Source organism: Pseudarthrobacter sp. MM222, assembly GCF_947090775.1.
Taxonomy (GTDB): domain Bacteria; phylum Actinomycetota; class Actinomycetes; order Actinomycetales; family Micrococcaceae; genus Arthrobacter.
In genome coordinates this window covers 2,687,909-2,700,287 of record NZ_OX352321.1, presented here as the reverse complement: position 1 = coordinate 2,700,287, position 12,379 = coordinate 2,687,909, and the positions used below count along the sequence as shown (strand labels likewise).

Here is a 12,379-nt window from a genome sequence, read left to right as displayed (position 1 = left end):
GTGCCGGCAGCCTAGGGCGGAAATGATTCAAACCGAGAATTCGGCTTGCTGGAGGAATCCGTGCTGTGGAAGAACGTATTCAGTTTGGGGGAGAGCGGTGGGCGCCTACGGAAGCACGATCACTTGGGCACCGAAGACCAGTCCGGCACCGAAGCCGATCTGCAGTGCAAGCCCGCCGCTCAGCTCAGGGTTTTCCTGAAGCAGGCGGTGGGTGGCCAGGGGGATGGAGGCGGCCGAGGTGTTGCCGGCCTCGGCGATGTCCCGGGCGATCGTGACCGTCTCGGGAAGTTTCAGTTTCTTGGCCATCTCGTCGATGATCCGCATGTTGGCCTGGTGCGGGATGAAGGCCACGAGTTCGTCGGACGTGATGCCGGCCGCATCCAGCGCCTGCTGTGCCACCTTCGCCATTTCCCAGACTGCCCAGCGGAAGACGGTCTGGCCGTCCTGGCGCAGCGTGGGCCACAGTGCGGCGTCAGTCACGGCGGCTTCTTCAGTGCTGAGGGAGCCGCCCCGCTTGCCCGTGAGGGAGAGTTCACGGATGTCCAGCATGGAGTGGGTCATGCCGATGGCGTCCCACTTGCTGCCGTCCGAGCCCCACACCGACGGTCCGATGCCGGGGATGTCCGACGGGCCGATCACGACGGCGCCGGCGCCGTCACCAAGCAGGAAGGAGATGGTGCGCTCGGTGTTGTCGATGACGTCGGAGAGCTTCTCGGCGCCGACCACCAGAACATAGTCGGCAGCGCCGGAGCGGACCAGGGCGTCACCCTGGGCGATGCCGTAGCAGTATCCGGCGCAGGCGGCCGAGATGTCGAAGGCCGGTGCCGGCGTGGCGCCCAGGCGGTCGGCGAGGCTGGCCGCGGCCGAGGGTGTGGCGTACGGGTGCGTCACGGTGGAGACGATGACGGCGCCGAGCTTGGAGGCGTCGATCCCGGCTTTCTCCAGGGCTTCGCGGGCAGCGCCTTCGGCCATGTCGATCACGCTGACATCGGCCGGGGCGCGGTGCCGGGTGATGATGCCCGTGCGCTGGCGGATCCACTCATCGGAGGAGTCGATCCACTGGCAGACGTCCTCGTTGGTGACAACCACGCTCGGCCGGTAGGCGCCGACTGACATGATGCGGGTGTTCTCGCGGAGGGGAGCCTGCTTCAAGGTGGGGACGCTCATGCCTGTCCTTCCAGTTCTGCGAATAGGGCCAGGGCGGCGGACAGGTCGTCCGGGGTCTTGACGGTTACGGTCTTCACTCCGGGCATGGCGCGCTTCGCCAGTCCGGCCAGGGTTCCGGCCGGGGCCAGCTCGATCAGGCCGGTCACGCCGCGCTGCACCAGCGTCTCCATGCACTGGTCCCAGCGGACCGGGCGGGACACCTGCGCAATCAGGCTGTCGACGGCGGCGTCCCCATCAGTGACCGCGGCGCCGTCGTAGTTGGACAGGAGGGGAACCTGCGGCTTCTGCGGCTTCAGCGAGGGCCGGAGAGCCTGCAGTGCCGCGACGGCCGGGGCCATGTGGGAGGTGTGGAACGCGCCGGCAACCTTCAGCGGAATAACCCGGGCCTTGGCCGGGGGATTTTCCGCGAGGGCCTTGAGCTGCTCCAGCGTGCCGGCGGCAACGACCTGACCGGCGCTGTTGATGTTCGCGGGGGTGGCGCCGCAGGCCTCGATCGCGGCCAGGACCTCCGCCGGGTCGCCGCCCACGACGGCGCTCATGCCGGTGGGGGTGGCCGCGGCGGCCGAGGCCATGCCGTTGGCGCGTTCGCGGACAAATGTCATGGCTTCGGTTTCGGTCAGGACCCCGGCCAGGGCGGAAGCCGTGATTTCTCCGACGGAGTGACCGGCGAGGATCACCGGCAGGGCGCTGAGCTCGACGTCGAACAGCGACTTGGCGGCCACGAGTCCGGCGGCGACGATGAGTGGCTGCGCGACGGCGGTGTCCTTGATGGTTTCCTCATCAGAGGTGGTGCCGTGGGCGACGAGGTCTATGCCGGCTACGTCGCTGAGCGCGGCCAGATGGCCTGCGACGGATGGCAGTTCCAGCCAGGGGGCCAGAAAACCAGGGGTCTGGGAGCCCTGTCCAGGGCAGACGATTGCAAGCACGTATCCAGCTTTCCAAATTACTGCGGAATCATTGGTGTTTTCATGCACCAAGCTCGCAGGGTCAGTTTGTAGGAAGTCTACAACGGGTCAGGAGTTGTTGCGGGATGGTTGGCGTTCCGTGGCGGGCTTGGGCGGGGCCGAGAGGCGGCCGACGACGAGGGCAGTCTGCAGCACGAAGGCCTCCCGCGGCAGGAGCGGGTCCCAGCCGGTAACGTCGCAAACCCGCTTGAGCCGGTAGCGCACAGTGTTGGCGTGGACGAAGAGTTCCCGGGCTGTGGCCTCGAGGGAGTGGCCCAACTCGAGATACGTCCCGAGGGTCTCCACCAGCCCGTTGGAGGCCGCCACCAGGGGTCGGTAGATGTTCTTCACCAGGGAGCGCCGTGCGGCGTCGTCCCCGGAGATCACCCGTTCCGGCAGAAGGTCGTCGGCGGCCACCGGACGCGGGGCCGAGGGCCATGCACGGGCCGCGGTCAGCCCGGCGAAGGCCGACTGCGCCGAACCGCTGGCCTCCAGCAGGGACCCGGCTTCTGCGCCGTAGACCACGGGGCCGGGGGCGAACAGTTCACTGAGTTTGAGGTAGGCGGTCTCCCGGTCGTGGACGCCGCCGAGGATCAGGATCAGCCGGTCACCCTGGATGCCCACCAGCGCATCCTCGGCGAAGCGGCCGGCCGTCCGGCGGAGCTCGCTGACGTAGCCGGCGCTCGGTTCGGACGGGGAATTGCCCACCATGACGGTGAAGCGCTCCTGCGCCTTCCAGCCCAGGGCCGCGATCCGGGACCGCAGGGCGTCGGTGTTCTCACCGCGCAGGATGGCGTCAACAATGAGCGCTTCCAGCCGGGTGTCCCAGGAACCGCGGGACTCCGCGGCGCGGGCATAGACATCCGCGGCGGCGAACGCGACTTCGCGGGAGTACCGCAGCACGGCCTCGCGCAGCGCGGCTTGATCGGCCTCCGGGGCAATCACAGGCGCCTGGTCCTCGACCACCTCGACCACGATCCGGATGAGCTGGAGGGCCTTCTGCAGGCTGATGGAACGGGTCAGTTCCGTCGGTGCGGTGCCGAACACATCGGACAGGATCCACGACGGCGAGCTGGGACGCTCGTACCAGGTGACGAACGCCGCGATGCCGTTCTGGGCCACCATGCCGAGGGCGGAACGCTCGTCCGAGTTCAGCCGGCTGTACCAGGGCAGTGACTTCTCCAGCTGGCGCAGCGTGGTGGTGGAGAGCTGGCCGACACTCGCCCGCAGCTTCTTCAGCGTCTCGGTTTTCTCCGGCGACATGGCCTTGGAGGCCGGCTTGCGTTTCGGGGGAGTGGTGATCGGCTCTGCCATGCATCGAGCATACGGTGCCCGCAGCCCAAGCTCCATTTGTGCAAAAGCTACAATGCGCCTTGGGCTAGATCACAGCCCTGAATCACAGTTAAACGACGACGGCGGCCCCCACCTTCCGGTGGGAGCCGCCGTCGAACGCTCGCTCTTGCGCTGAAGCGCGGTTAGGAGTCGCCGCCCGCGTTGCCGGTGGTTCCGGCGTTGACGTTGTGCAGCTTGTACTTCTCGATGGCCTGGGCCGGTGCCTGCGCGTCCACTTCACCGCGGCGGGCCAGCATCTCCAGGGAACGGACCACTACCGAGTGGATATCGTTCTTGAAGAAGCGGCGTGCCGCGGCCCGGGTGTCCGAGAAGCCGAAACCGTCCGCGCCGAGCGAGGCGAACTCGTTCGGGAGGAACTGGCGGATCTGGTCCGGTACGGCCTTCATGTAGTCCGTGACGGCCACGATCGGTCCGGTGGCGCCGGCGAGCTGCTGGGTGACGAACGGCACGCGGGCCGGCTGGCCTGGGTTGAGGAAAGCCTCTTCCTCGGCGGCCATCGCGTCGCGGCGCAGTTCGGACCAGGACGTCACAGACCAGACGTCCGCGGAGACGCCCCAGTCCTCAGCGAGGACGCGCTGGGCTTCGAGGGCCCAGGGTACGGACACACCGGAGGCAAGGATCTGCGTGCGGGGGCCGTCAACCTTGGCAGGCGCCAGCAGGTAGATGCCCTTGGTGATGCCCTCGACGTCGAGTTCCGCCGGTGCCGGCGGCTGCACGATCGGCTCGTTGTAGACCGTGATGTAGTACATCACGTTCCGCGACGGGTCGTTGTCGGCGGGGCCGGGGCCGTACATCCGGTTGAGGCCGTCGCGCATGATGACGCCGATCTCGTAGCCGTACGCCGGGTCGTAGGTGACGACGGCCGGGTTGGTGGCGGCGAGGATGGGGGAGTGGCCGTCAGCGTGCTGCAGGCCCTCGCCGGTCAGCGTGGTGCGGCCGGCGGTGGCGCCGATGATGAACCCGCGGGTCATCTGGTCCGCGGCGGCCCAGAAGGAATCGCCGGTGCGCTGGAAGCCGAACATCGAGTAGAACACGTAGACGGGGATCAGCGGTTCGCCGTGCGTGGCGTAGGACGTTCCGGCGGCGGTGAACGCCGCGACGGAGCCGGCCTCGTTGATGCCGGCGTGGACGATCTGCCCTGCGATGGACTCCTTGTACGCCAGGACCAGCTCGCGGTCCACGGACAGGTAGTTCTGGCCGTTCGGGTTGTAGATCTTCGCGGTCGGGAAGAAGGCATCCATGCCGAAGGTGCGGGCCTCGTCCGGGATGATCGGCACGATCCGCTTGCCGAACTCCTTGTCCCGCATCAGGTCTTTCAGGAGCCGGACGAACGCCATGGTGGTGGCTGCCTGCTGCTTGCCGGAGCCGCGGTTCGCGACCTCGTAGACCTTGTCCTCCGGGAGGGTGAGTTCGGTGTGCTTGGAGCGGCGTTCGGGGACGAAGCCGCCGAGTTCCTTGCGCCGCCCCATCAGGTACTGGATCTCCGCGGAGTCCATGCCCGGGTGATAGTACGGCGGCCGGTAGAGGTCCGCTTCGAGCTGCTCGTCCGTGATCGGGATGCGCAGGTGGTCGCGGAATGCCTTGAGGTCAGCGAGGGTGAGCTTCTTCATCTGGTGGGTCGCGTTGCGGCCCTCGAAGTGCGTGCCCAGGCCGTAGCCCTTGACCGTGTGGGCCAGGATCACCGTGGGCTTGCCCTTGAACTCGGTCGCGGCCTTGTACGCGGCGTAGACCTTGTTGTAGTCGTGCCCGCCGCGCTTGAGGTTCCAGATCTCGTCGTCGGACAGGTCCTGGACCATTTCCTTGGTCTGCGGTGTCTTGCCGAAGAAGTGCTCGCGGACGAACGCGCCGGACTCGGCCTTGTACGTCTGGTAGTCGCCGTCGACGGTCTCGTTCATGATCTTGACCAGCGAGCCGTCTTCGTCCTTGTCCAGGAGCTTGTCCCACTCGCGGCCCCAGACGACCTTGATGACGTTCCAGCCCGCGCCGCGGAAGAAGGCTTCAAGTTCCTGCATGATCTTGCCGTTGCCGCGCACCGGCCCGTCGAGGCGCTGGAGGTTGCAGTTAATGACGAAGTTGAGGTTGTCGAGCTTGTCGTTCGCGGCGAGCTGGAGCAGGCCGCGGGACTCGGGCTCGTCCATTTCGCCGTCGCCCAGGAACGCCCAGACCTGCTGGTCCGAGGTGTCCTTGATGCCGCGGTTGTGCAGATACCGGTTGGACTGGGCCTGGTAGATCGCGTTCATCGGGCCGATGCCCATCGAGACGGTCGGGAACTCCCAGAACTCCGGCATCAGGCGCGGGTGCGGGTAGGAGGAAAGGGCGTGCCCTTCCTTGGACTTCTCCTGGCGGAAGCCGTCCATGTCCTCTTCGGACAGGCGGCCTTCCATGAAGGCGCGTGCGTACATGCCCGGGGAGGCGTGGCCCTGGAAGAAGATCTGGTCCCCGCCGCCGGGGTGGTCCTTGCCGCGGAAGAAGTGGTTGAACCCGACTTCGTAGAGCGTCGCGGCGCCGGCGTAGGTGGAGATATGCCCGCCGACCCCGATATCCGGGCGCTGGGCCCGGTGCACCATGACCGCAGCATTCCAGCGGAGCCAGGCGCGGTACTTGCGCTCGATTTCCTCATCGCCGGGGAACGGTGCTTCCTGGTCCACGGGGATCGTGTTCACGTAGTCCGTGGTCGTGACCATCGGAACCCCGACGCTCTGCGCACCGGCCCGCTGGAGCAAAGCGCGCATGATGTACTGGGCACGCTCGGTGCCCTGATCCTGAATCAAGTCATCCAGGGACTCCAGCCATTCGGCGGTCTCTTCCGGATCACGATCAGGCAGCTGGTTTGTCAACCCGCTGAGGATATGGGAGGTATCTTCTCCTGCAGCCACGTCCAACCTCTCTTTGAGCGCATTCATCGGCACCCTCAGCTCCGGCAGGGTAACTGCCTGGCGTGAACGCGACGTGTGCGACATATCGGTTACAACAGCCCGGTCATGTGCGCCGGGCAAGGTCCAATCACAACTATCCCTGCCGGTGTCAGCGGGGAGTTCGCCCTCGCAGGCGTAGTCGTCATCAGCCACTCTAGTCGTGACAGCAGGCGGATGCGTAGCTGTCACGTGGGCGCCGCTCCTTATTTCCCGGGCATACTGGTTGTGTGACGAAGCGCCGCCCCGCGGCCTCCGGATCCTTCCGTGTGACGCAGAATATGGCGGATCGCGCAGCCAACAGCTTGAAGCGCAGGCGCAAAGGGTGTTGGCTTGGAGTAATGGAAATCACTAGGTTTGTAGAAATCACTGAGCATAGGAGTAACACGTGAGCGAGGCCGACGCCGCCACTTCGGTAAATGTGGCGGAAAAACTGGGTTTCAAAACCGGGGACCTGATTCAGGAATTCGGTTATGACGACGACGTCGACTTCGACTTGCGTGACGATATCGAAGACCTCACGGGCTCGGAACTCTTTGACGAGGACGACCATGAAGTAGTCGACGCCGCCATCCTTTGGTGGAGGGCCGGCGACGGCGACCTCGTTGACACCCTCGTCGATCCGCTGACCACCCTGACCGAGGGTGGCGTTATCTGGGTCCTGACCCCGAAGTCCGGCCGCCCGGGCTACGTCTCACCGGCTGACATCCAGGACGCGGCTCCCACCGCCGGTCTCCACGTCACCACTTCAGCGGGCGTGTCCAGGGACTGGAGCGCTACCCGGTTGGTTACGCGGAAGAACAAATGACTCAGTCCTTTGTAGCTGGCGGCGGAACCGTGCCCGCCGTTGGTGAGCCGGCCCCCGAATTCGAACTCCCGAACCAGTTCGGCGAACCCATCAGGCTCTCCGACCTCCGGGGCCGAAGTGTGGTCTTGGTGTTTTACCCTTTCGCGTTCTCCGGGATCTGCACGGGAGAGCTGTGCGAGCTGCAGGACAACCTGGGGCTCTTTAAGGACGCTAACGCCGTCTTGTTGGGTATTTCGGTGGACAGCAAGTACGCCCAGCGGGCCTACGCAGGTAAGGAAGGCTACGACTTCGACCTGCTCGCCGATTTCTGGCCGCACGGCTCGGTGGCCACACAGTACGGGGTCTTCGACGCCGAGAGCGGTATGGCAAAGCGTGGCACCTTCATCATTGATGAGGGCGGGGTAGTGCGCCACGTGGTGGTCAATCCTCGGGGCCAGGCAAGGGACTTCGCCCAATACCGTGCCGCCCTGGCGGGTCTCGTAGGGAGCTGAGCAGTTGCGGCAGCGGCGCCCCGGGATTGGCATGACAGGCTTCGCCAGTCTGCCGCCCGTCGCCGCCGCCGCGCCCGCGCGGGACGAGCTTGAGGTGTTGCAGGAGATCCATGGCATCCTTGCCGGCGACCGCTTCGCCGTGTTGACAGGCGCCGGCCTGAGCACCGACTCCGGAATACCCGATTACCGCGGGCCCGGTGCAGCCCCGCGGGCTCCGATGACGTACCAGGAATTCATTGGGGATGCCGAAAACCGCCAGCGATACTGGGCCCGCAACCACATCGGCTGGTCCCACCTGCGGCGGGCCGACCCCAATGGGGGCCATACCGCCGTCGCCCGGCTGGAAAAACGGGGTCTGCTCACCGGACTCATCACCCAAAACGTGGACCGTCTCCATGAGGACGCCGGCAGCGTCAATGTCGTGGACCTGCACGGCCGCTTCGACCGGGTGGTCTGCCTGGACTGCCATCGCCGCTACAGCCGCAGCCTCCTGGCCGGCGTGCTGGAGGAGCTCAACCCAGGTTTCCTGGACCGCGCAATGGCGGCCGGTGTAGTCGAGATGGCGCCGGACGCCGATGCCACCGTTGAGGACTCGGGCTTGATCGAAAGTTTTGTCGTGGCGCGGTGCCCGGCGTGCGCCGGAACGCTCAAGCCGGATTTCGTGTACTTCGGCGAAAACGTTCCGAAGGACCGGGTGGAACGCTCCTACGCAATGGTGGACGAAGCCGGGGCGCTGGTGGTGGCAGGCTCCTCCCTGACCGTGATGAGTGGGCTTCGCTTTGTCCGCCATGCCGCCAAGCAGGGCAAACCGGTGGTAATCATCAACAGGGGACAGACCCGCGGGGACAGCCTCGCCAGCATCAAGCTGGACGCCGGCGTCAGCGAGGCGCTGACCTGGCTCGCCGAGGAGCTCCCGCCGCTCTGAGCACCGGACCTGGACTGGGCCGCCGCTGTGGGCGGCCCCGGAGCCGCCGGGGGCGGCGGGCCGATTGGCGTTTTTCCTCAAAGTTCCGGTAGAGTAGCTGTTCGTTGGTTGAAGCGCTCAGGCGCCAAAACCGCGGTATTGGGTCTTTAGCTCAGCTGGTAGAGCGCCACGTTTACACCGTGGATGTCATCGGTTCGATCCCGGTAGGACCCACACATTGGATTACCCCGCTTTTCCGGCTTGGCTGCCCGGAACGGCGGGGTTTTTCGTTCCCTGCCCGGGTTCCATCGGAATCCGTTGGGGAATATCCCGCACAAGGGATCAAGTAACAGGCGGGTACGGTTCTCTGCAGTTACCGGACATCCCTAAAACCTCCCTGCGATCCCCGGATATCTGTCGCCGGATCTCAGCTCTACCCGATCGCCGTCCGGGCCGCCCGAGCCTGCGCTCGATCGCCAGGGAACTCGGAAGGTCCCCAAGCCGTAGACGATATCAACGACCGGCCCCGCGCCGTCCTCGAATGGGCCAGTGCAGAAAGCAAATTCGCTTCCCTGCAAGCGGCAGCTGCACCGCAACTCGCTTCGGTTTCCGCACCGACAAGGTCTCTGCCCACCCAGGTGCCGCGCGTCTCGCTGCCCGCAAATGGGGACAATCCTCAGAGCATATCCACCGCTCCGGCGGATAGGGGAGCTACCCCAACGGCTCCCCAATTCAGCCGTGGATAACCCGGATTGACCCCAACTGTGGACAGCTGTGAGCTGGGCTGCTCCGATATAACGCGGGAAGCTCGTCCCTAAGTCGCCTTCGGTTCTGCCTGCAGCAGCTGGCCTCGCTTAGCCACAATGCCGCCATTGTGGCTAAGCGATCCTCGAGTGCGACGGGTTCGTTGGCACGCGCTCGAGACAGCGTTGCCGGATCTGACCTTGGTCCCGCCCGAGCGGCTGGCTTCCACCAGGCCGGCGGTCTCGAGCGACCGGTAGGCGCGCGCGATTGTTCCCGGGACGATTCTAAGGTCTGCGGCCGGTTGCCGGATCGGTGGCAACCGGGGCCCGCCCGGCAGTCCACCGGACCGGATCAGCGAGGGCGATCTGCTCCCTGACCCGTCCGTACGGCGGGGTTGGGTCTGTGGAATCGAGAGCGATCATACCGAGGCTGCCTCCGCTTCTGCTGCTTGACGGTGGTCGGAGGGACTCGGCTCCAGACGGGCAACCCGCATGCCGAGGATCGCCGCGGTGAATGCAGCGCCTAATCCGGCGAGCAGGCCTCCGGCGCCTGGCAACATCAGTATGAGGCCGGCCGAGGACACCGCCGCCGGAGGATTTGCAGGTACTAAACAGAACGTTGAAGGAGGCAGAAATTGGATGGCCCGATCAGTAAAGTGACTGCATGGATGAAACGCCGCGATTCCGTTCACCGCGATGGTGGCCTTGGGCCGTCGCGATCCTCCTCGTGATCACCGCGACCATAACGTTTCTGGGGTATAAAAGGGGCGAGTGCGTTGACTACGCAATCGAGTCTGGCGCTACGAGCGTGTGTACTAGCGGCCCCGCGCTCAGCATGGATGGCACGTGGATTTTGGCGATGGTGAGCGTGGCCGCCGTCGTCTACTTCGCGCGGCGCCTCGTGCGTGTAGTTAGAGCCCGTAGGGACTAACCGGACACGGACAAGGTAACGAAGGCGCTGAAATAGCCCGGCCCACACCAAAGCCGAACGGTGCCGGCTAATCCTTTCGGCTGCGCCAGGTTTGTCCCAATAAGAAGGTAGTGATCGCCCCCACAATGGCGAGAACCGCAATGGCCACTAGTACGACGGTTCCCATCGTCCCCCTGTGACCACTATGCCGGCCCCGGACAAGGCAGCAATGTATAACCCGACCCGGAGTCTTTTGGACAGGCTTGAAGCGATGGATTCGCGCCCGGGCATCGCTGAGGGCGGATTGCTGGAAGTCATTGCGACAGGCGTTGTGGCTTCGGAATCTTCTTTTGCGGGCCTTCGCCAGAGCACGTGCAGGGTCAGCCCGAGTGGCGACCCGCGGTGGAAGTCCGGCCGCGCGCGAAGCCTTCAACAAGCTGATCGACCGCCTTCAAGCACATGCGTTGCGCTGTCTCGTCACCTGGCTCCCAGGTCCATTCCTGGTATTCCACATCGCCCGATACGAACACGTCATGGTCGAGGTTGTCGTACCAGACCTCCATCACCCTATGCGGGTCCGCCACCAAGGCGATCTGGGTGCGCCATCCACTGACGGCTTCGCGGCCGGCTTCCCAACCGTCATAGGAATGAGCCGCAACGATGGCCTTATTCCGAGCCACGGCGGAATCAATAGTCATACGAAGATCGACCAAGAATGTCGGCTGAACGGGCTGGGCTACGTGGCTGGTCTGGGACTAGCTGGCAGTGTTGATGCCGGTCGTTCTGCTTGGCGCGTGACTCGAAAAAACAACTGCCCTTGAGGGTGCGTTTCCCCCGATTTGTCCGCACTGGGTGGAGCGGTCGGCGTTGATCTGTCCCATGTCGGTGGCTTGATTAGAAGCTTGCACAGCCTCTGAGGTTGTGGCTCATCACAGTTTTGCCTCGGAGTGACTCTTCCCAGGTCCGGCGCCGGTCGTGCTGCGACCAGTCTTGCCCGTTCGAGAGGAAGGAGGTGGCCGCGTTGACTATCGTTGCGCAAACCCGCCCGTTCGTCATCGGCGTGGACTGTCACGCCCGCACTCGCACTTACGCCATCATCGAAGCCAGCACTAAGCGACAGGTCGCGTGCGAGCAGTTCCCGACCACCTCGGCCGGGATTTCACGTGCACTTGCCTGGGTAGGCCGACGGACGGACGGCGATATCGGGTGTCTGTGGGCTGTTGAGGGTATCGGCTCGTATGGGGCCCGTCTGGCCAGGGCAGTAACGGACGCGGTTACGATGTGGCCGAAGCTCCACGTATGAACGCCCGAGGCCGGCGGGGGCTGGGCAAATCGGACCCATTGGACGCCACGGCCATCGGAGCCGCTGTCCTTGGCTTGGAGGAGTCCCAACTCCGGGTTCCGCGACGGGATGAAGGAACCCGTGCCGGGCTCAGGGTCTGAGTGCGGCACGGGATCAGCTGACTCGGGAACGAACAATGAACGTAAATGCACTCATCGCCCTCCTCCGGGCACATGACCTTGGAGTCGACGCCCGTAAGCCTCTGGTTCCCGCGCAGATCGCTGCGATCACTAGATGGCGGGAACGGCAGGAGCAGATGGACCTAGCGATTGCGCGGGAGGAAGAGGTTCGGTTGGCGCGCCGCGCTCTCGAAGTGACCACTCAGCTGGCGGCTAATCAGAAGCGCATGACTGAGCTAATTCAGCAAACTCCCGCCGCCCCGCTGCTGGAAATGGTGGGCGCTGGCGCCGTTTCAGTCGCTGCCGTCCTGACGGCTTGGTCGCATCCAGGAAGGGTTAGCAGCGAAACTGCTTTCGCGTCACTGGCAGGGGTAAATCCCTTACCGGCCTCAAGCGGTAACACTGTCCGTCACAGGCTCAACAGGGGCGGTGATAGGCGCCTCAATCGTGCCTTGCACAACATCACCATGACCCGGATGGTTCACCATCCCGGAACGCGGGAGTACGTCGCTAAGCGTACCCAAGAAGGCCGCGGCTACCGCGAAATCCGACGATCCCTCAAGCGCTACCTAGCCCGAACCCTCTACCGTCAGCTCAACACCCTTTACGCCTCTATGGATCCAGCCCGCCCACGTGTTGCAGGGGCAGAGCCCAGCCAACTCGTCGGAGCATATCGTGATTCCGCG

Annotated in this window: 9 protein-coding genes, 1 tRNA gene and 1 pseudogene; 5 read left to right on the top strand and 6 right to left on the bottom strand. The window is 65.0% G+C overall.

Annotated features, from left to right (window positions below):
• Positions 1-105 precede the first annotated feature (105 nt).
• The 4 genes from OM977_RS12350 to aceE form a co-directional block, all read right to left on the bottom strand.
• The gene (locus OM977_RS12350) at positions 106-1,167 is read right to left on the bottom strand and encodes a beta-ketoacyl-ACP synthase III (RefSeq protein WP_264354245.1); all 1,062 of its coding nucleotides are present in this window, start codon (positions 1,165-1,167) and stop codon (positions 106-108) included.
• Positions 1,164-2,093 carry an ACP S-malonyltransferase gene (locus tag OM977_RS12345; RefSeq protein WP_264354244.1) on the bottom strand — a complete coding sequence of 310 codons (930 nt, stop codon included), beginning with the start codon at positions 2,091-2,093 and terminating at the stop codon, positions 1,164-1,166. Before OM977_RS12345 ends, OM977_RS12350 begins: the two co-directional genes overlap by 4 nt.
• A gap of 87 nt (positions 2,094-2,180) precedes the next feature.
• Complete coding sequence (locus OM977_RS12340) at positions 2,181-3,425, bottom strand: PucR family transcriptional regulator (RefSeq protein WP_264354243.1); 1,245 nt, start codon at positions 3,423-3,425, stop codon at positions 2,181-2,183.
• A gap of 161 nt (positions 3,426-3,586) precedes the next feature.
• A complete protein-coding gene (gene aceE / locus OM977_RS12335) occupies positions 3,587-6,367 on the bottom strand; it encodes a pyruvate dehydrogenase (acetyl-transferring), homodimeric type (protein WP_264354242.1) in 2,781 nt (926 codons plus the stop codon).
• A 397-nt stretch (positions 6,368-6,764) separates the two neighbouring features.
• Between aceE and OM977_RS12330 the strand changes: the two genes are divergently transcribed.
• The 4 genes from OM977_RS12330 to OM977_RS12315 all read left to right on the top strand — a co-directional run bounded on the left by OM977_RS12330 (position 6,765) and on the right by OM977_RS12315 (position 8,813).
• Positions 6,765-7,184 carry a DUF3052 domain-containing protein gene (locus tag OM977_RS12330; protein WP_264354241.1) on the top strand — a complete coding sequence of 140 codons (420 nt, stop codon included), beginning with the start codon at positions 6,765-6,767 and terminating at the stop codon, positions 7,182-7,184.
• Entirely contained in the window at positions 7,181-7,675 is a 495-nt protein-coding gene (locus OM977_RS12325) for a peroxiredoxin (protein ID WP_264354240.1), read from the top strand. Before OM977_RS12330 ends, OM977_RS12325 begins: the two co-directional genes overlap by 4 nt.
• Before the next feature lie 31 nt (positions 7,676-7,706).
• Positions 7,707-8,600, top strand: coding sequence for an NAD-dependent protein deacetylase (locus tag OM977_RS12320; RefSeq protein ID WP_442960645.1), 894 nt, complete (start codon positions 7,707-7,709; stop codon positions 8,598-8,600).
• A 140-nt stretch (positions 8,601-8,740) separates the two neighbouring features.
• Positions 8,741-8,813 (top strand) — tRNA-Val (locus OM977_RS12315).
• Between the two features lie 580 nt (positions 8,814-9,393).
• Here the strand turns inward: OM977_RS12315 and OM977_RS19755 are convergent.
• Both OM977_RS19755 and OM977_RS12310 read right to left on the bottom strand, forming a co-directional pair.
• Positions 9,394-9,642, bottom strand: a complete 249-nt coding sequence (locus tag OM977_RS19755) for a hypothetical protein (RefSeq protein WP_442960644.1) — start codon at positions 9,640-9,642, stop codon at positions 9,394-9,396.
• A gap of 970 nt (positions 9,643-10,612) precedes the next feature.
• Positions 10,613-10,930, bottom strand: a complete 318-nt coding sequence (locus OM977_RS12310; RefSeq protein WP_264354238.1) for a hypothetical protein — start codon at positions 10,928-10,930, stop codon at positions 10,613-10,615.
• 323 nt (positions 10,931-11,253) lie between these two features.
• Between OM977_RS12310 and OM977_RS12305 the strand changes: the two are divergent.
• A pseudogene (locus OM977_RS12305) lies at positions 11,254-12,295 on the top strand (IS110 family transposase); the annotation flags it as partial.
• Between the last annotated feature and the right edge of the window lie 84 nt (positions 12,296-12,379).